The sequence below is a fragment of the Streptomyces sp. NPDC024017 genome (genome assembly GCF_040638895.1).
GTDB lineage: Bacteria > Actinomycetota > Actinomycetes > Streptomycetales > Streptomycetaceae > Streptomyces.
Genome location: NZ_JBEZYZ010000013.1, coordinates 219,864 through 238,405, shown reverse-complemented (window position 1 = coordinate 238,405; position 18,542 = coordinate 219,864). Strand labels below are relative to the sequence as shown.

The 18,542-nt window shown below is 73.9% G+C and carries 15 protein-coding genes and 1 riboswitch; of the genes, 12 read left to right on the top strand and 3 right to left on the bottom strand.

Annotated elements, in window-relative coordinates:
- The first annotated feature begins 62 nt into the window (after positions 1 to 62).
- Together AB0G20_RS31830 and AB0G20_RS31825 are read left to right on the top strand one after the other, a co-directional pair.
- Positions 63 to 593 (top strand): hypothetical protein, encoded by a 531-nt coding sequence (locus AB0G20_RS31830; RefSeq protein ID WP_361308364.1) that lies wholly within the window; start codon positions 63 to 65, stop codon positions 591 to 593.
- The gene (locus AB0G20_RS31825; RefSeq protein ID WP_361308362.1) at positions 590 to 4,933 is read left to right on the top strand and encodes an ATP-binding protein; all 4,344 of its coding nucleotides are present in this window, start codon (positions 590 to 592) and stop codon (positions 4,931 to 4,933) included. The genes AB0G20_RS31830 and AB0G20_RS31825 overlap by 4 nt, the downstream gene beginning before the upstream one ends.
- 13 nt (positions 4,934 to 4,946) lie before the next feature.
- Here the strand turns inward: AB0G20_RS31825 and AB0G20_RS31820 are convergent, their stop codons facing one another.
- Both AB0G20_RS31820 and AB0G20_RS31815 read right to left on the bottom strand, forming a co-directional pair.
- Positions 4,947 to 6,551 carry an APC family permease gene (locus tag AB0G20_RS31820; protein WP_361308360.1) on the bottom strand — a complete coding sequence of 535 codons (1,605 nt, stop codon included), beginning with the start codon at positions 6,549 to 6,551 and terminating at the stop codon, positions 4,947 to 4,949.
- A 133-nt stretch (positions 6,552 to 6,684) separates the two neighbouring features.
- Complete coding sequence (locus AB0G20_RS31815) at positions 6,685 to 7,113, bottom strand: CoA-binding protein (protein ID WP_361308358.1); 429 nt, start codon at positions 7,111 to 7,113, stop codon at positions 6,685 to 6,687.
- An 80-nt stretch (positions 7,114 to 7,193) separates the two neighbouring features.
- Positions 7,194 to 7,382: riboswitch (cobalamin riboswitch) on the top strand.
- A 68-nt stretch (positions 7,383 to 7,450) separates the two neighbouring features.
- Between AB0G20_RS31815 and AB0G20_RS31810 the strand changes: the two genes are divergently transcribed.
- The 8 genes from AB0G20_RS31810 (at position 7,451) to AB0G20_RS31775 (ending at position 16,943) form a co-directional block, all read left to right on the top strand.
- Positions 7,451 to 8,470 (top strand): ABC transporter substrate-binding protein, encoded by a 1,020-nt coding sequence (locus AB0G20_RS31810; RefSeq protein ID WP_361308356.1) that lies wholly within the window; start codon positions 7,451 to 7,453, stop codon positions 8,468 to 8,470.
- Between the two features lie 14 nt (positions 8,471 to 8,484).
- Positions 8,485 to 9,519 (top strand): iron chelate uptake ABC transporter family permease subunit, encoded by a 1,035-nt coding sequence (locus AB0G20_RS31805; RefSeq protein ID WP_361308526.1) that lies wholly within the window; start codon positions 8,485 to 8,487, stop codon positions 9,517 to 9,519.
- The gene (locus AB0G20_RS31800) at positions 9,516 to 10,313 is read left to right on the top strand and encodes an ABC transporter ATP-binding protein (RefSeq protein WP_361308354.1); all 798 of its coding nucleotides are present in this window, start codon (positions 9,516 to 9,518) and stop codon (positions 10,311 to 10,313) included. The genes AB0G20_RS31805 and AB0G20_RS31800 overlap by 4 nt, the downstream gene beginning before the upstream one ends.
- Positions 10,314 to 10,415: 102 nt before the next feature.
- Entirely contained in the window at positions 10,416 to 11,132 is a 717-nt protein-coding gene (locus tag AB0G20_RS31795; protein WP_361308352.1) for a hypothetical protein, read from the top strand.
- Positions 11,129 to 11,671 (top strand): histidine phosphatase family protein, encoded by a 543-nt coding sequence (locus AB0G20_RS31790; protein WP_361308350.1) that lies wholly within the window; start codon positions 11,129 to 11,131, stop codon positions 11,669 to 11,671. Before AB0G20_RS31795 ends, AB0G20_RS31790 begins: the two co-directional genes overlap by 4 nt.
- Before the next feature lie 142 nt (positions 11,672 to 11,813).
- Positions 11,814 to 12,440, top strand: coding sequence for a YigZ family protein (locus AB0G20_RS31785; RefSeq protein WP_361308348.1), 627 nt, complete (start codon positions 11,814 to 11,816; stop codon positions 12,438 to 12,440).
- A 346-nt stretch (positions 12,441 to 12,786) separates the two neighbouring features.
- Positions 12,787 to 13,950, top strand: a complete 1,164-nt coding sequence (locus AB0G20_RS31780; RefSeq protein WP_361308346.1) for an exonuclease SbcCD subunit D — start codon at positions 12,787 to 12,789, stop codon at positions 13,948 to 13,950.
- On the top strand, positions 13,947 to 16,943 hold the full coding sequence (locus AB0G20_RS31775) for an SMC family ATPase (RefSeq protein ID WP_361308344.1): 2,997 nt from the start codon (positions 13,947 to 13,949) through the stop codon (positions 16,941 to 16,943). Before AB0G20_RS31780 ends, AB0G20_RS31775 begins: the two co-directional genes overlap by 4 nt.
- A 2-nt stretch (positions 16,944 to 16,945) precedes the next feature.
- On the opposite strand, the gene AB0G20_RS31770 is transcribed toward AB0G20_RS31775, so the two are convergent.
- On the bottom strand, positions 16,946 to 17,392 hold the full coding sequence (locus AB0G20_RS31770; protein WP_361308342.1) for an Lrp/AsnC family transcriptional regulator: 447 nt from the start codon (positions 17,390 to 17,392) through the stop codon (positions 16,946 to 16,948).
- Between the two features lie 93 nt (positions 17,393 to 17,485).
- Between AB0G20_RS31770 and AB0G20_RS31765 the strand changes: the two genes are divergently transcribed.
- Together AB0G20_RS31765 and AB0G20_RS31760 are read left to right on the top strand one after the other, a co-directional pair.
- Positions 17,486 to 17,959: a rhodanese-like domain-containing protein gene (locus AB0G20_RS31765; protein ID WP_361308340.1), complete on the top strand. Its 474-nt coding sequence runs from the start codon at positions 17,486 to 17,488 to the stop codon at positions 17,957 to 17,959.
- Positions 17,960 to 18,004: 45 nt separating this feature from the next.
- Positions 18,005 to 18,523 carry an immunity 21 family protein gene (locus AB0G20_RS31760; RefSeq protein WP_361308338.1) on the top strand — a complete coding sequence of 173 codons (519 nt, stop codon included), beginning with the start codon at positions 18,005 to 18,007 and terminating at the stop codon, positions 18,521 to 18,523.
- The last annotated feature ends 19 nt before the right edge of the window (positions 18,524 to 18,542 follow it).

Below are 18,542 nucleotides of genomic sequence, written 5' to 3'. Positions count from 1 at the left end.
CGAGGAGGGGGCCGCAGCGGTAGTGTGGAGGGTCCTGACGACAGCGAGGATCGGTTGCCGCCATGACGGATCTGCTCCCCCTGGCGGCGCTGTCCGCCGCGGCCCTCACCGAGGGCGTCAGATTCCTCTACGACCAGGCGGGCGAGCTGCTCAGAGCCCGCCGTGAACGCCGTGCGGAGCAGTCCGCCGCGGACACCCCGGCCGTCGTCGCCGAACCGGCCGTCCTGCCCGCGGCCGACCCCGCCGCTGTGGAGCGGTTCTCCGGGGAACTGCGCGCTCTGCGCGCCGATCTGCACGAAGTCGCCTCCGGAGTCGACGAGATCGACCCGTCGGACGAGGCGCTGGTCCGGCGCGTCGACGCCCTGCGCCGCGTCCTCGAGGCCGTGTACGGCATCGCCGTGACGTTCGCCGGAGAGACAGGAGCGCAGGACGCGTCGCGCACCCACGGGCGGATCGACGTCGACGCCGTCGCCGGCTACGTCGCGGCGGTCCGGGCCGACCGGCCCTCCGGGTGGATCAGGGGCGACGTCCGGGCCGGGCGGGTCGAGGCGGGCGGCGAGGCGATCGGCGTCGACCTCCGCGACCAGCGGTGACGGCCCCGGCCACGGGCACCGGCGGCAACGGTCCCGGGCTGCTCTTCCAGGACCTGATCACGGACCGCGCCACCTCGTTCGTACCGCGCCCCTGGCTGGCCGGCGACATCGAGCGGTGCCTGTCGGACGCCACCACACGCATCGTGCTCGTCACGGGCGAACCGGGGGCGGGCAAGACCAGCCTGCTCGCCGGCCTGGCCCGCGCTCACCCCGAGTGGCAGCACTACTTCATCCGCAAGGACAGCCGGACCGCGCTCGCCGGCAGCGACCTCCAGTCCTTCCTGCTCACCATCGGTCACCAACTGGCGCTTGCCCGGCCGGAGTTGTTTGAGCCGCAGCGGCTGGAGGTCACCGTCGACCAGCGCATCGGGACGGTGGAGGCGGGAGCCAGGGCGGTCGGCATCCGCATCGACGACCTGCGTGCCTCCCCGTTCCACCGGACCGCGTCCCTGCGCGTCGAGCAGGACATCCTCCGGGTGTCGGGCAGCGCCCTGGGCGTCGAGATCGGGACCGCGACCGTGGAGCCGCGACTGCTCGAAGCGGGGGTCCTCGCCCACCTGGCGCTGATCGGTCCGGCGCAGGTGCTGCTGTCCGACGCGCCGGACGAGCGGATCGTGCTCCTCGTCGACGCCCTCGACGAGGGCGCCCATGAACCCGGCGCGACCCTGCTGGACTGGCTCGCCGCGGGCCCGCAACTCCCGGCGAACGTACGGGTCGTCGTCACCTCGCGCCCGCACGCCGCGCTCGACCGGCTCCGCTCCGCCCGCGGCGGGAGCCTCGCCGAGATCACCATCGACCCGCTGTCACCGCAGGTGCGGGACGACCTGCTCAGCTACGCCGACCAGGAAATGGCCTCGGAGACGGCCGCGAAGGCGCTGCGCGCGAACGGACGCGACCCGGTGGAGTTCGCCCGCGCACTCGTGCGGCAGGCGAGCGGCAACTTCCTGTACGTGGCGATGTATCTGCGGGCCCTGCGCCAGGCGATCGACGAGGACGACGCACCGCTCACCGCCCGCCTGACCAACGCCGACGCCGTTCCTGACGGACTCCACGGCCTCTACGCGTTCTTCGTCGAAACCGCGCGCACGGACCTCGAACGCCTCGGCATGCTCGACATCAGCGACCCTCTGACCCCCACCGACCTGGTCACTCCCGCCTGGGAGGGAGCCGCCCAGCCCCTCCTCGGCGTCCTGACCGTCGCGCGCGAGCCACTGACCCCCGAACAGTTGCGCACGCTGGCCGGGATCCGGGTCTGGCCGCGTGCCGTTCGCTCGGTGCTGGGCCGGATCCGCTGGCTGCTGTCCGTCCGGGACGGCCGGTACGCCTTCTACCACCCGTCCGTCGCCCAGTTCCTGACGGACCCCCAGGTCGCCCGCGAGCACCACGACTGGGGCGTCGCCGAACAGGAGTGGCACGAGCGCATCGTGCGCCACTACCGCGCCGGGGCCCCGTCCTGGGCGGACGTCGACTGGCCGGCGGTGGACCGGTACGGCCTGGCCCACCTCGCCCACCACCTCGTACAGTGCCGGCCCGCGGTCGCCGCCGAGGTGCCGGACCTGGTGTGCCCGGGGCTGCGCCTGGCCGTCCGTGCCGCGTTCGGCTCCGACCGGTACTTCACCAGGGTCGTCGAGACGGCCGCCGACCACCTGCTCGACGGCGCTCCCACACCGTCGGACACCCCGACGGTGCTCTTCCTGGCCACCGTACGGCGCCAGTTGCGGCGGGCGACCTCCATGGCGGCGCCCGCCGTGTACGGCCTGCTGGCCCGGCTCGGCCGGGTCGACGAGGCCATGAAGCGGCTGAGCGCGCTGGCCCCGTCCGGGCAGCAGGTGGCCGCCCTGCTCGAGGTGCACCGCCACACCGCGCATCCGGTGCGCCGGGCGACCGTCCGCGAACTGCTGGGCGAGGCCGCGTCCGTGGCGCCGCTCGACCCCCACGGCTTGGCGCGGGATTTCGTGGAGGAGGCGGCACGCAGGCTCGCTCCCCACGACCTGCGGCTGGCCCTTCACCTCTGGGAGCGGGCCCAGCACGAGGCCTGGAAACCGGCTCCGCCCGACGACGTGCTGCGTGCCGCGGCAGACGAAGCCGACCACGGCGACGCCATCGAACTCGTATCGCGACTGAGCTCCGGGCGTTGTGGCGCCTACCTCGACCTCGCGGACCGGGCCCACGGCGGTGACCGGGACGAACTGCTGGCGTGGACCGGGCGCGCCCTGCGCCACGCCGCTCCCGCGGAACGGCTGACGTCCCTCGTACGCCTCGCCGGCACCCTGCGGGCCACGCGACCCGAGCACGCCGACCGCCTCGCCGAGCAGGCGTTGCGCGAACTTGCCGCAGCCTGGCCCGGGGAGGACGGCGCGCTCGCCCAGGCGGTGGCCGAGGCGGCCGAACACGCCGCGGGACCGTACCCGGCGCTGTCGCGAGAGCTGCTGTGCCGTCTGGACACCGTGGAGGTGACGGGCCTCGTCGACGACGCCTTCTTGAACGCCGCACGCGTCTGGGCGGCCCTCGGCGACCTCCGCGCCGCGCACCGGCTGATCGACCGGGTCCTGCGCTTCAGCAACGGCGTCTGGTACACGAAGAAGGCCGCGAAGGTACTCGCCGCCTTCGACGGCGAGGCGGCGACGGCGATGATCGACGCCGCCTGCGCCCGGGTTCCCCCCGAGCCGTCGTCGCGGGACATGCTCAGCCGGCTGCAACACGACGGGGACCTGGAGACCCTCGCCGAAGCCCTGGCCGGCCGCGCCCCGGGGCGAGCCGTGGCCTACGCCCGCGCGATCGCCGGCACCGAGTGGCAGCCGCCCTTCAAGGACCGCTACTCGGCCCTCGCGCTCGTCGCCCACCGGCTCGCCGATGCAGGCGACATGGCCATGGCCCGCTCGATCCTGGACGAGGCGCTGCACGCCGCCGAGGAGGTACCGCCCGTGGCCGACCCGCCGCTGTGGGGCTTCTACCACCTGGTGGGAGAAGAAGGGGGCGGCGTGTCCCGGGGCAATGCCGTCAGCGACCCCGTGGCCGAGATCCCCATGGTGATCAACCACACCAACGACTGGCAGCGGCTCGTCGAACAGCGCTTCTACAGCGACCCGTCGGACGTCCTGCGCGCCATGACGCCCAGCACCTGGTCGGTCGGCCACCCGTACTCCTGGGCCCGTGCGATCCGCTGCTTCGCCGAGGCCGTCGCCCTACGGGACCCGGACCGCGCCCGCACCCTCGTGCACGCCCTGACCGATCCCGGCGAGCGGGTCGTCGGACTCGCCGGACTCTTCGGGATCGCCGCCGCCGGAGCGGACCGGGCGGCGGCCGACCGGCTGTGGGCCGAGTTCCGACAGGCGTACGCCGTGATACCCCGGTACGAGTGGAACCTGCCGCAGCAGCAGGACGGGCCCCTGGCCTATGTGCGCCCCGACCACCGCAGCAGATTCGAGGCCGCGGTGCGGCTCCTGCCGTGGGAGGCCGACCCGGCCATGGCCTTCCTCGGCGCCGACGGCACCCCGTACCTGCTGTCCATGTTCCACTTCGCCTTCGGCGCCGACGCCTCCCGCCGCTACGCGTTCGCCGTGATGGACGGCCGGCAGCCCTACCCGCCGTTCGCCCACACGCACCGCTCCCTGCTCGGGATGCCTCCGGACGTCCACGGGCCGCTGCTCACCGGCGTGATGCTCGCCCCGGCCATCGTCAACGAGCGCCTCGCGACCGCGTCCGGCGCGCCCCCGGCCGTCGAGTCACCGCCGGTCCTGGAGGACGAGCTGTACGCGGCCTACGTGGACATGGCTCTCCTTGGCCCGGAGGCCGGCGCCGCACGGGTGCGGCCGCTGCTGGACTCGCCGAGGCTTCCGGCCGTGGCGGCGCTGGTGGCCCGCGCGGCCGAGATCCACGGTGCGGGTGATCCGGCCGTGGCCGCGCTGTGCGCCGACGTCGTGGCCGCGGCGGAGCGGTCCGAACCCGCCCAGCACGTGGTGACGTTGCTGCAACTGGCCCGGTCCCCGGCCACGGCCGGGCTGGTCGACGCGGAGGACCTGTTGGAGCGGACGCTCGCCCTCTCCGACGCTCCCTGGGAACGCGTGGAGCGTGACGAGGCGCTGCGCGAGCTGTTCGCCATCCTCCTGGGCAGGTCTCCCGGGACCGCGCTGCGGCTGCTGTACGACCGGACCGCGGACGGCTGGGCCATGGTGACGGCGATGCTGGAGAACGCCGTCACCCCGCTCCTCGATGCCCTGGGACCGGACGCTCCGCTGCTGCTCCACCGGTCCCTGCGGCGTGCCGTGGCCTGCGTATCGGCGCGGGGGCGCACGGACGTGCCGTCGATCGACGGTGTCCGTACGGCCCTCGGCGACTGACCGGGTCAGGCGGTCAGTGTGCGGGCACCTCCGCGACGGTCACCTCCTCGATGCTCCGCTCGATCTCCCCGGACAGGGAGGCCGAGGCCCGGGCCCAGTAGTAGATCGCCAGCGAGAACACCGCGACGACCAGGATGTCCCACCACAGCGCCAGGTGCCCCTGGCCGCCGAAGCCGCCCTGCCAGGAGATGACGCCCATGCCCAGCAGATAGACGGGCAGCCACTGGGCGGCCTTGAAGTCGAGCCGGGGCGCGTCGGGCAGACCCTTGCGCGTGGCGTACCAGGCGTAGCCGCCGAGCAGGACGTAGCCGAGGACGATGGCCACGCCGAGCCGCCACAGGGTGTCCCAGGTGGACCAGTAGATGATGAGGTTGGCCACCACGAACGACAGCGGCGAGAGGACCTTCCCGCCGGGCAGGCGGTAGGGGCGCTCCCGGTGCGGCAGCCGGTCCGCGAAGACGCCGTAGGCCAGCGGGGCGCCCGCGTACATCAGCACGCTCGCCGAGGTGATGAAGCTGACCAGCTGCTGCCAGCTCGGGAACGGCAGGAAGCAGACCACGCCGGTCACGAAGGACACGACCAGCCCGAACCACGGCACGCCGCGGGCGTCGGTGCGGACGAAGAGCTTCGGCGCGTAGCCGTTGCGGGCCAGCCCGTAGGAGACGCGGGACGTGGCCGTCGTGTAGATCAGGCCGGTGCCGCCGGGGGAGACCACCGCGTCCAGGTACAGCACCACGCTCAGCCAGCCGAGGCCCACCAGGGTCGCGAGCCCCGCCCACGGGCCGCTGATGCCGGGGTAGTCGAGCTTGGTCCAGCCGTGCGCGAAGGAGCCCAGCGGCAGGGCGGCGATGAAGACGATCTGGAGCAGGACGTAGATGGCCGCCCCGATGGCGACCGAGCCGATCGTGGCGCGCGGCAGGTCCCGCTGCGGGTCGCGGCTCTCGCCCGCCAGCTGGATTGCCTGCTCGAAGCCCAGCAGGGCGAAGATGATGCCGCTGGAACTGACGGCGCTCAGCACGCCGTGGGCGCCGAACGGGGCGAAGCCGTGCTCGGTGAAGTTGCCCGGGTGGAAGTTGCCGGCGGCGATGATGAAGATCGCGGCCAGCGGCACGGCCACCTTCCACCAGGTGGCGGCGCTGTTGGTGTGCGCCAGGATCCGCACGCCGAGGAAGTTGACGACGACGAACACGGCCATCAGGACGACGGCGACGACGAAGCCGCTCGTCGTCAGCGTCCCGTCCTTCGCGTGCTGGAGGCCCTGGGCCCAGTGCCAGTGCCCGGCGTAGCCGATCATGGCCTCGACCTCGATCGGTGCCACGGTCGCCGCCTGGAGCCAGGAGAACCAGCCGAAGGACATGCCGGCCAGCCCGCCGAACGCGTAGTGCGGATAGCGGGCCGTGCCGCCCGCGACCGGGAACATGCCGCCGAGTTCCGCGTGCACCAGGGCCAGCAGCACGATCGCCACGGCGCCGATGAGCCAGGACAGGATCGCCGCGGGGCCGGCCGTCACGACCGCCTTCTCGGCGCCGTACAGCCAGCCCGAGCCGATGATGGAACCGACCGATGCCCACATGAGCCCGATCAGCCCGACATCCCGGCGCAGGCCGTCTCTTTCCATGAATACAGGGCCTCTCGAAGATGAACTCGGGGAGTTCGGGGAGCAAGAGGCCTCAGGCTAGGAATCGACCGGCCGGCGGCAGAAGACGAGTTGTGCAGCCTTGACCGGATTCGGGTATTTCCTGGGAAACGCTTCAGGGTTTCTGTACGCGGTGATGAGACAGCCGTGGGATCTCGATCGCCGGGCAGCGGTCCATCACCATCTCCAGGCCCGCCGCGCGGGTCCGTTCGTACGCCGCCTCGTCGATGACACCGAGCTGGAACCAGACGGCCTTCGCGCCCCGGGCGACCGCCTCGTCCGCGACCGGACCGGCGAGGTCGCTGTTCACGAACACGTCGACGACGTCCACGTCGAAGGGGATGTCCGCCAGGCTCGCGTACCCCTTCTCCCCGTGCACCGTCTCCGCCTTCGGATGCACCGGCACGACGCGCTTGCCGAAACGCTGGAGGACGGCGGCGACGCCGTACGCCGCCCGCTGCTGGTTCGACGACAGGCCCACCACGGCCCACGTGTCGCCGAGCTCGGTGAGGATCCTGCGGACCGTTGCCTCGTCGCCGTACACCGGCGGCCTCCTCGCGAGTCGTGGACGCATTGCACTCACGACAACGGCACAGAGTGCGCGGTGATTCCCGGAGGCCTCCGTGATAGCTTGCCGAGGCCAGTCGAACCCATGTACGTGGGTCAGGGAATCCGGTGCGAATCCGGAACTGACGCGCAGCGGTGAGGGGGACGGGCGGGGCCTCGGCCACTGGACGACTTCGGTCGTCCGGGAAGGCGTCCCGCACCGGGTGAACCCGAGTCCGAAGACCTGCTGGCGGCCCCCGCGGCCGCATGCGGCGGGGGAGCACCGTACGACCGGGCTCCGCGATCGGGCCCTCGACGACTGAGGACTGGTTCCCGTGCCCCTCGCCCGACCCGCCCGTGCCGCCGTCCTGCTCGCGGCCGGCTCCCTGCTCCTGACCGGCTGCGGCGGCGGCACCGGGTCCACCGATGCCAAGGCCGCCGTCACGCTCACCAACTGCGGGCACGAGGTCCGCGTCCCGGCCGCGCCACGGCATGCCGTCTCCCTCAACCAGGGCACCACCGAGATCCTGCTCTCCCTCGGCCTGGCCGACCGCCTCGCGGGCACGGCCACCTGGACCGACCCCGTGATGAAGGGGCTGGAGAAGGCCGACGCGAAGGTGCCGCGCATCGCCGACAACAATCCGTCCTTCGAACGCGTCCTGGACACCGAGCCCGACTTCGTCGCCGCGTCCTTCGTCTCCACCCTCGGCAAGGGCGGCGTCGCCACCCGCGAGCAGTTCGAGAAGCTCGGCGTCCCCACCTACGTCTCTCCGTCGGACTGCGCCGGCAAGGACAACTCGGGCGGCGGCGACGGCGCACGCGACAAGGCCCTGGGCATCGACACCGTCTACGGTGAAGTCCGCGACCTCGCGACCGTGTTCGGGGTGAAGGAGCGGGGCGACAAGCTCGTGGCCTCCCTCCAGCAGCGCATGAAGAAGGCCACGGCCGGCATCGACGCCTCCGACGTCACCCTCCTCTACTGGTTCGCGAACTCCGAGTCGCCCTACCTGGCCGGCTGTTGCGGAGCGCCCGGCATCATCACCCGGGCCCTCGGCGCGAAGAACGCCTTCGACGACACACACGAGGAGTGGCCGCAGGTCAACTGGGAGACGGTCGCCGACCGCGACCCCGACGTCCTGGTCATCGGCGACCTCACCCGCAAGTCGCAGACGGCCGAGTCGGCCGCGAAGAAGATCGCCTTCCTGGAGTCCAACCCGGTCACCAAGAACATGGACGCCGTCCGGCACAAGCGGTACGTGCTGCTCAGCGGGCAGGCCATGAACCCGACCATCCGCACCGTCGAGGGCGTGGAGCAGGTGGCCGCCGGACTGCGCCGGTTCGGGCTGGTGAAGTGACCGCCCGGGAACTCCTGGGCGTCGGGTTCCGGCCCCGGCGCGGGGCCGGGCTCGCGCTCGGGGCGGCCGGGACCGTCGCGCTCGTCGCCTCCCTCGCCGTGGCCATCACCATCGGTCCCGCCGACATCCGCGTCGGCGACGTGTGGTCCGTCGTGGCCGCCCATCTCGGCCTCGGCAGCTCGGAGCTGACGCCGATCCGGGACGGGATCGTCTGGCAGCTGCGGCTGCCGCGCACCCTTCTCGCGGCCGTGTGCGGAGCCGGACTGGCCGTGTGCGGGGCGGTGATGCAGTCGCTGCTGCGCAACCCGCTCGCCGACCCCTTCGTGCTCGGGGTGTCCTCGGGCGCCTCCACCGGAGCGGTCCTCGTGGTCGTGCTCGGCGCGGGCGGCGGTGCCCTCTCGGTGTCCGCGGGCGCGTTCCTCGGCGCCCTGCTGTCGTTCGCGCTGGTGCTGCTGCTCAGCCACACCCTCGGCGGCACCACCGACCGGGTCGTCCTCGCGGGCGTCGCCGCCATGCAGCTCTTCTCGGCCCTCACCTCGTTCGTCGTGATGACCTCCGCCGACGCCGAGACGACCCGTGGCGTGCTCTTCTGGCTCCTCGGCTCGCTCGGCGGCGCCGGCTGGACCGACGTGTGGCTGTGCCTGGCCGTGCTGGCCCTGGCACTGGTGGTGTGCCTGTCCTACGCCCGTACCCTCGACGCCTTCGCCTTCGGGCAGGACGCGGCGGCCGCGCTCGGGGTCTCGGTCGCCCGCACCCGCCTGGTGCTGCTGTGCGTCACGGCCCTGCTCACGGCCGCGCTGGTCAGCTCGGCCGGGGCGATCGGCTTCGTCGGACTGGTCCTGCCGCACGCCGCCCGGGCCCTGACCGGCCCCGGGCACGCGCGGCTGCTGCCGGTCACCGCCCTGGCGGGCGCGGTGTTCCTCGTGTGGGTGGACACCCTGGCCCGTACGGTCCTGGATCCGCAGGAGGTTCCGGTGGGCGTCGTGACGTCGCTGATCGGGGTGCCGGCGTTCGTGGCGGTGCTGTACCGCACGCGGAGGGCGCGGTGACCGGCCCGGGGGCATCGGTGGAGGCGGGGCTTCGGGCCGACCGGGTCAGCCGCCGTGCCGACGGGCGTCTCATCCTGGACGGCGTCGCCCTCGCACCGGAGACCGGCTCCACCGTCGGTGTCCTCGGCCCCAACGGCTCCGGCAAGTCCACGCTGCTGCGGCTGCTGGCCGGGCTGCTCACGCCGGCCTCCGGAGTCGTCACCCTCGACGGCACACCGCTGGGTGACCTGCCCCGCCGCACCGTCGCCCGGCGTCTCGCCGTCGTCGAGCAACAGTCGGACACCCAGGTCGAGCTGACGGTCGAGGACATCGTGCGGCTGGGCCGCGTCCCGCACCGCCGCGCCTGGACACCCGCCTCCGCGGACGACGAGCGCGCGGTGCGGGCCGCCCTGGAGCGCACGGGCCTCGACGGCCGTTCCGGCCGGCTCTGGCACACCCTGTCGGGCGGCGAACGCCAGCGGGTGCAGATCGCCCGCGCGCTCGCCCAGGAACCCCGCGAACTCCTGCTCGACGAGCCCACCAACCACCTCGACATCCACCACCAGCTCGACCTGCTCACCCTGGTCACGAGCCTGCCGGTCACCACCGTCGTCGCCCTGCACGACCTCAACCTCGCGGCGATGTACTGCGATCGAGTCGTCGTGCTGTGCGCGGGGCGGGTCGTGGCGGGAGGCACTCCGGGCGACGTCCTCACGGCGGAGCTCATCGCCGAGGTGTACGGGGTGCGGGCCGCCGTCAGCCCGGAAGGGCCCGAGGGGCGGCCTCATGTGCGGTTCCTGGGCACGCTGGCCTGAGAGGAGCGGCCGGGCACGCCATTGGTGGGATGATCGCGCCACGGTGGCCGGAAAAGGCCGAACCTGCCTGCGTGTGCCCGCCCACCCGCCTACGCTCGCCTCGTGCTGCGCATCATCGACGCCCGAACCCGTGAGCCGGTCGACGCCGCCCCGGCCCTCCGGGGCCTGACCCGTGTCGAGGTGCACGCGCCCGGCTCCGACACGACGAACCTGCGGGTGCTGCTCGTCGGGGACCTGCTCGTCCGGACCCTGGAGCTCGGCGGCACACCGGTGTGGGCGCTGCTGACCGGCGGCCGTCGGCACGCGGAGCTGCGCGCGGGCGCCGCGACGCTCGGCATCCGCCCGTTCGAGGACAGCCCCGACGTCAGTGCCGGTCTGGGCGAGGCCCAGGTCGTCCACGTCACCGCCGAGGGCGGGGCGGCACCCGACGGGGTGCGGATCGCCGTCGCGCCCGTGGAGCCCGGCCCGCCGGACCAGTCCGACCCCGCCGCCCTGCGCCTCGCCCTGATCGCCCGGCACCACAGCGCCCCCGTCCGGCTGGAGGCGGCCGGACTCGACGACGCCCGCGCCACCCTCGCCCGCTGGCGCACCGCGGTCGCCCGCTGGGCGCGGCAGCCCTCGCGGCCGATTCCCGACGACGTGCGGAGACGGCTGCGCGAGGCCTGGGACGACGACCTGGACGTGCCGCGGGTGCTGGACGTCCTGCGCCAGGTCGAGACCGAGCCGGAACTGGCCGACGGCGCCCGCTTCGAGACGTACGCCTACGCCGACCGGCTCCTCGGTCTCGACCTCACCCGCGACCTGGGAGCCCCGTCGTGATCGACCGTGCCGGAGCGGGCCCGCTGCGCCGCCTGATCGTGCTGCGGCACGCCAAGTCCGCCTGGCCGCTGGACGTGGCCGACCACGAACGCCCCCTCGCCCCGCGCGGCCGCCGGGATGCCCCCGCGGCGGGGCGGGCCCTCGCCGACGCCGACCTCCTGCCGGACCTCGCGCTGTGCTCCACCGCGGTCCGCGCCCGCCGGACCTGGGACCTGGCCGCCGCCGAGTGGGGCACGCCCCCGCCGGTCCGGCACGACCGGCGGCTGTACGCCGCCGGCCCGTCGGGTCTGCTGGCCGTCATTCACGAGGTGCCCGCCGAGGTGGAGACGCTGCTGCTGATCGGGCACAACCCGGAGCTGGAGGAACTGATCCTGGCCCTCGCCGATGACGGCCTCGACGACACCCTGGAGCAGGTCCGCACGAAGTTCCCCACCTCCGCGATCGCCGTCCTGTCCTGGCGCGGCACGACCTGGCGGGCCCTCGCCCCCGGCACCGCGCTCCTCACGTCCGTGACCGTGCCCCGGGGCGCCAAGAAGTAGCCCGGGCCCCTTACCGGCATGGGGCCTTTCAGGTGATGTGCGCCGGGCTCGCGCTGCACGCAAGGGCCGCGGCGGGTACGTCCCGGCCCGGTCCGGGTCCGGCTGACCGGAACGCCCTCGGTCACGCGATTAGGCTGGCCGGATGCAGGACGAATACCGCACGGTCGCCGGCGCCGGCGTGCACGAGACCGAGGTCAACCGCTCCCGCTTCCTGTGCGCCCTCGCCCCGGCGGCCACCGAGCAGGAGGCGCAGGACTTCATCGCCACGGTCCGCAAGGAGCACGCCGACGCGTCCCACAACTGCTGGGCCTACGTCATCGGCGCCGACGCCTCCGTCCAGAAGGCGAGCGACGACGGCGAACCCGGCGGCACCGCCGGCGTCCCCATGCTCCAGATGCTGCTGCGCCGCGACATGCGGTACGTCGTCGCCGTCGTCACCCGCTACTTCGGCGGGGTCAAACTCGGCGCCGGTGGGCTCATCCGGGCGTACGGCGGAGCGGTCGGCGAGGCTCTGGACACCCTCGGCACCCGCACCCGCCGCAGGTTCCGGCTGGCCACGGTCACCGTCGACCACCAGCGGGCCGGAAAGCTCGAGAACGACCTGCGCACCACCGGGCGCGAGGTCCGGGGCGTGCGCTACGGGGAGGCGGTCACGATCGAGATCGCCCTCCCGGACGCCGACGTGGACACCTTCCGGTCCTGGCTCGCCGACGCCACCGCCGGGACGGCCGCCTTCGAGGCGGGCGGGGAGGCGTACGGGGACGCGTGACGACGCCACCGCCTCGCCTGGCTCAGCCGTATGCGGCTGATCACTCCCGCGCTGCTCGCCCCGGCCTTCCGGGCCGCCACCCGCTCACCCGCCTTCGACGTCGTCGACGCCACCGGGCTCGCCGGTCGAACACCCGCAGGGCCACTTCGACACGCAGCTGCGCCGCCTCACAGCACAGTTGCGGACATTTGCCCTGAATCAGTGCTGGATGGGTGTGGCGGTCCGAGGTTCGTGGTGGACCAGGTGCCCACACGCGTTAGCGTGGTGGGTCTGACAGCGCGCCGGACCGGCTCGCGCCGGGCCGGAGAACGACAGTAGGGGGAGACATGCAGGCCGGAGCGGCGTCTTGAGGCTGCTGCACACCTCCGACTGGCACCTCGGCCGGGCCTTCCACCGGGTGAACATGCTCGGCGCCCAGGCCGAGTTCATCGGCCACCTCGTCACGACCGTGCGCGAGCGGGCCGTGGACGCGGTGGTCGTGTCGGGAGACGTCTACGACCGTGCGGTGCCGCCGCTCGCCGCGGTCGAGCTGTTCGACGACGCCCTGCACCGCCTCGCCGACCTCGGCGTGCCGACAGTGATGATCTCCGGGAACCACGACTCGGCCCGCCGGCTCGGCGTCGGCGCCGGGCTGATCGGGCGGGCCGGCATCCATCTGCGGACCGAACCGGCGGCGGCCGGCACCCCGGTGGTGCTGGCCGATGCCGCCGGCGAGGTCGCCTTCTACGGGCTGCCCTACCTCGAACCGGCCCTGGTCAAGGAAGAGTTCGCAGTGGAGAAGGCCGGGCACGAGGCCGTGCTCGCCGCCGCCATGGACCGGGTCCGCGCCGACCTCGCCACCCGCCCGCCCGGCACCCGCTCCGTCGTCCTCGCGCACGCCTTCGTCACCGGCGGCGAACCCAGCGACAGCGAGCGGGACATCACCGTCGGCGGCGTCGCCGCGGTACCGGCCGGGGTGTTCGACGGCGTCGACTACGTGGCGCTCGGGCATCTGCACGGCTGCCAGACCCTCACCGACCGCGTCCGCTACTCCGGCTCCCCGCTGCCCTACTCCTTCTCGGAGGCAGCCCACCGCAAGAGCATGTGGCTGGTCGACCTGGCCGCTGACGGCTCCGTCGACGCCGAGCGCGTCGACTGCCCGGTGCCCCGCGCCCTGGCCCGGATCCGGGGCACGTTGGAGGACCTGCTCGCCGACCCGGACCTGGCACGGCACGAGGAGGCGTGGGTCGAGGCGACCCTGACCGACCCCGTCCGCCCGGCCGACCCGATGGCCCGGCTCACCGAGCGCTTCCCGCACACGCTCAGCCTCGTCTTCGACCCCGACCGCGACGAGGACGAGTCCGAGGTGTCGTACGCCCGGCGCCTGGCCGGCCGCAGCGACCAGCAGATCGCCGAGGACTTCGTCGCCCATGTGCGCGGCGCCGGGCCCGACGCGCACGAACAGGGCGTGCTGCGGGACGCGTTCGACGTGGTGCGGGCCGACGAGACCGTACGGGAGGTGGCCCGGTGAGGCTCCACCGGCTCACGCTCACCGCCTTCGGACCCTTCGGAGGCACCCAGAGCGTCGACTTCGACGACCTGTCGACGGCCGGGCTGTTCCTGCTGCACGGACCCACCGGCGCGGGCAAGACCTCCGTCCTCGACGCCGTCTGCTACGCCCTCTACGGCTCGGTGCCGGGCGCCCGGCAGGGCGGCGGACAGGGCACGGCCCTGCGCAGCGACCACGCCGAGCCCGCGACCCGCACCGAGGTCACCCTCGACCTCACCGTCGCCGGACGCCGCCTGGAGGTCACCCGCCAGCCGCCCTGGGAGCGCCCCAAGAAGCGCGGCACCGGCACCACCCTGGACAAGGCCCAGACCTGGCTGCGCGAGTACGACGCGACGGCCGGTGCCTGGAAGGACCTCAGCCGCTCCCACCAGGAGATCGGCGAGGAGATCACCCAGCTGCTCGGCATGAGCCGGGAGCAGTTCTGCCAGGTCGTACTGCTGCCACAGGGCGACTTCGCCCGGTTCCTGCGCGCCGACGCCGAGGCCCGAGGCAAGCTGCTGGGCCGCCTGTTCGACACCCGCCGCTTCGCCGATGTCGAGAAGAGCCTCGCCGAGCGGCGCCGCGCCACCGAGGCGCAGGTGCGGGACGGGGACGCGGAGCTGCTGGCCGACGCCCACCGCATGCAGCAGGCCGCGGGCGAGGCCATGGAGCTGCCCGAACTGGCCCCCGGCGAACCGGGGCTCGCCGACGCCGTGCTCAGCGCGGCCGCTGTCGCCCGCAGCACCGCCCGCGAACAGCTCACCGTCGCCGCGGGCAGGCTCACCGCCGCCGAGTCCGCGCAGGCCGCCGCCGCCCGCGCCCTCGACAACGCACGCGAACTGGCCCGGCTCCAGCGGCGGTTCGCGGAGGCACGGGAACGGGCGGCGCGACTGGAGCAGGGGGCCGAGGCCTACCGCGAGGCACAGGCGCTCATGGAGCGGGCCCGCAAGGCCGAAGCGGTCGCGCCCGCCCTGGAGCTGCGGGAATCCTCCGAGGCCGAACACCGCCGGGCAGCCGCCGCCGAGGCACGCGCGCGTGCGCTGCTGCCGGACACCTTCGCCGACGCGGGCGCGGCCGGCCTCGCCGCCGCCGCACGCCGGGCCGCCGAGGAACTGGGCGGCCTCGACTCCGCCCGCCGCGCCGAGCGGCGACTGGCCGAACTCCTCGACGAACGCGCCGGCCTGGACCGCCAGGAGCGGGCCGACGCGGACCTCCTGCAAGAGGCGGAGGCCTGGCTCGACGGCTGGGAGGAGACACGCACCGCACTCCAGACCCGGGTCGACTCCGCTCAGCAGGCCGCTGCCCTCGCCGAGCAGCTCGCCGTACGGCGCGAGCCCGCACAGCAGCGGCTCCGGGCGGCCCGCATGCGCGACCAGCTCGCCCAGGACACGGACCGGGCGGTCGACCGGGTCCGCACCGCGCAGGACGAGACGCTCCGGGCCAAGCAGCACTGGCTCGACCTCAAGGAACAGCGCCTGAACGGCATCGCCGCCGAACTGGCCGCGAATCTCACCGACGGCGAACCTTGCACCGTCTGCGGCGCCACCGAACACCCCGCCCCCGCCCGCAAGGTCGCCGGTCACGTCGGCCGCGAGGCGGAGGAGCACGCCCTCACCGCCTACCAGCGCGCCGACGAGCAGCGCGCCGAGGACGAACGGCGCCTCGGCGTCGTACGAGAGGCACTGGCCGCCGCCACCGCGGAGGCCGGTGACACCCCCACCCGTCAACTCGCCCACGAAGTCGCCGAATTGGAGGAGCAGTACGCGCAGGCCCGCAGTGCCGCCGCCGAACTGCACGCCGCGCAGGAGCGGCTGCGCCAGGCCGGGCACGAGCACGAACAACGCCTCGCCGCCCGGCAGGAGACCGCCGTACGGGCCGCCTCCCGGGTCGGGCACCGGGAGCGGCTGGACCGTGAACGGGCCGCTCTGGAGGAGGAGTTGAACCGGGCGCGGGGATCCCTGGACAGTGTCGCCGCGCGGGCGGCACAGCTGGAGCGGCGGACCGCGCTGCTCACCGACGCCGCCGACACGGCCCGCGTCGCCGAGGACACCGCCAAGAGACTCAAGGACGCCGACGCCCGGCTCTCCGACGCCGCCTTCCGCGCCGGCTTCGAGACCCCGCAGGCCGCGGCCGCCGCCCTCCTCGACAACGCCGCCCACCGCGAACTGCAACGCCGCCTGGACGCCTGGCAGCACGAGGAGTCCGCCGTACGGGCCGTGCTCGCCGAGGCCGACACGGCCGCGGCGGCCCGCGAGCCGCAGGCCGACCTGGACGCGGCGCAGCAGACGGCCGACGAGGCGGCCCGGCGGCTGCGCGACGCCGCCTCCGCCCACGACGCGGCCGGCCGGCGCTGTACCGAACTCGACCGGCTGTCCGCCCGGGCGACCGCCTCCGTGCGGCGGCTGGCGCCGCTGCGCGAGGAGTACGACCGCGTCGCCCGGATGGCCGGCCTCGCCGCCGGCACCTCGGCGGACAACGAACGCCGGATGCGCCTGGAGTCGTACGTGCTGGCGGCCCGGCTGGAGCAGGTCGCCGCCGCCGCGACCGTCCGGCTGCGCCGCATGTCGTCCGGCCGCTACACCCTCGTCCACTCCGACGACCGCACCGGACGCGGCCGCAGCGGGCTCGGGCTGCACGTCGTCGACGCCTGGACCGGCCGTGAGCGGGACACGGCGACGCTGTCGGGCGGCGAGACGTTCTTCGCCTCGCTCGCGCTCGCCCTCGGCCTCGCCGACGTCGTCACGGACGAGGCGGGCGGGGTGCGGCTGGACACCCTGTTCATCGACGAAGGCTTCGGCAGCCTCGACGACCAGACGCTCGACGAGGTCCTCGACGTCCTCGACTCCCTGCGTGAACGCGACCGCAGCGTCGGCATCGTCAGCCATGTCGCCGACCTGCGGCGGCGGATCCACGCCCAGCTCGAAGTGGTCAAGGGCCGGACCGGGTCGGTCCTGCGACAGCGCGGCACCGGCTGAGGTCAGCGGCCCAGGGGACGCCGGGGGAGCGGGGAGGAGTACACCACGCTCGTGGTCACCGAGCCCAGCGCCCCGATCTTCCCCGACACCTCCTCCAGGTGCCGCATCGAGCGGGCCGTGACCTTGATGACGAAACAGTCGTCGCCCGTGACGTGGTGCGCCTCCAGGATCTCGGGCGTGACGGCGACCAGGTCGTGGAAGGGCTTGTAGTTGCCGTTCGGATACCGCAACCGGACGAACGCCAGGATCGGCAGGCCCAGCCGGTCCGGGTCCACCACCGCCGCGTAGCCCTGGATGACCCCGGCCTCCTCCATGCGGCGCACCCGGTCGGTCACCGCGCTCGCGGACATCGACACGGCACGGGCCAGCTCGGCGAAACTGGCCCGCCCCTCCCGCTGGAGGACGTCGAGGATGCGCCAGTCGGTGGCGTCCGGGGAATACTCGGTCATGCCCGAGGGATAGCAGGGGAATCCCCGGTGGATCAAGCGGAGTGCCGGGGATCGTCACTTCAGCGACGGGGTCGGCGACCGTAGTTTCTTCGCATGACCACCACCGTGAACCCCGTCCTGCGCGTCGCTCCCGCCGCTCCGGCCGAGGCCGCCGCCCACTTCCGCGCCGGTCTCGCCTTCCACACCGACGTGTCCGACGTCGCCGCCGCCCTCGACGCCGACGGTGACCCCGGCTTCGTCCTGGTCGACTCACGCTCCACCGAGGCGTGGGACCGGGGCCACATCCCCGGCGCGATCCACCTGCCGACCGCGCTCGTCCCCGAGCAGGCCGGGCAGCTCCTCGACCGGTCGGTGCCGGTCGTGACGTACTGCTGGGGCCCCGGCTGCAACGGTGCCGCCCGCGCCGCCCTGGCACTCGCCGAACTCGGCTACCGGGTCAAGGAGATGCTCGGCGGCTACGAGTACTGGGTGCGCGAGGGCCTCGCGTTCGAGGCCTGGCAGGGGCGCGAGCGCCGGGCCCCTGACCCCCTGACGGCGCCCGTGGACGCGGGCGGCTGCGGCTGCTGAACCCCTGATTCTTTGCCGCGAGTTGACCCTGTAGGTTCTTGCGCCATGGTGCGATACGCGGGGCCGGGCGCAGTGGAATGGGTGGAGTCGGGCGGCGGGCCGCTGATAGCGGTGCCGGAGACCGTCCTGCCGTTCTGGGCGGGTGCCGACGGCGAGGAGACGGCCTCGGACTACGACCGGGCCTGCGAGGTGGACGGCCACGTCGGCCTCCTCCCGGTCGGCGACTGCACCGCCCTGGTCCTGGGCGACGAGCCCGCCTCGACCGCCTATCTGCCCGGCCACGGCATGTTCGTCCGGTGGTGCGCCGGCAACTCCGAGGACGAACTGCTGGCGAGCGTCCCCCCGGCGGCCGCCGCGGCGGAGTGGGGGCCGGAGACGACCTGGAAGGTGCCCGGGCCCGTCCGTCTCTTCGACGCGGCCTGGCCCGGGACGGGCCTCGCGGACACCGACCAGGTCCGGGTGGCCCTGGAGCCCGGCAGATACGCGGTCCGCGCGGCGCGGGTCCAGCCGGGCCCGGAGACCTGGCTGGACCTGATCGAGCTGCGCCTCCTGGCGCCGCGCTAGCGACGCCCCGCAGGGGCGC

Bases quoted from the DNA above. Each gene is read 5' to 3' on its own strand.
- AB0G20_RS31830 (WP_361308364.1), top strand. From the start codon at position 63: ATGACGGATCTGCTCCCCCTGGCGGCGCTGTCCGCCGCGGCCCTCACC.
- AB0G20_RS31820 (WP_361308360.1), bottom strand. From the start codon at position 6,551: ATGGAAAGAGACGGCCTGCGCCGGGATGTCGGGCTGATCGGGCTCATG.
- AB0G20_RS31785 (WP_361308348.1), top strand. From the start codon at position 11,814: ATGCAGGACGAATACCGCACGGTCGCCGGCGCCGGCGTGCACGAGACC.
- AB0G20_RS31770 (WP_361308342.1), bottom strand. From the start codon at position 17,392: ATGACCGAGTATTCCCCGGACGCCACCGACTGGCGCATCCTCGACGTC.
- AB0G20_RS31765 (WP_361308340.1), top strand. From the start codon at position 17,486: ATGACCACCACCGTGAACCCCGTCCTGCGCGTCGCTCCCGCCGCTCCG.
- AB0G20_RS31760 (WP_361308338.1), top strand. From the start codon at position 18,005: ATGGTGCGATACGCGGGGCCGGGCGCAGTGGAATGGGTGGAGTCGGGC.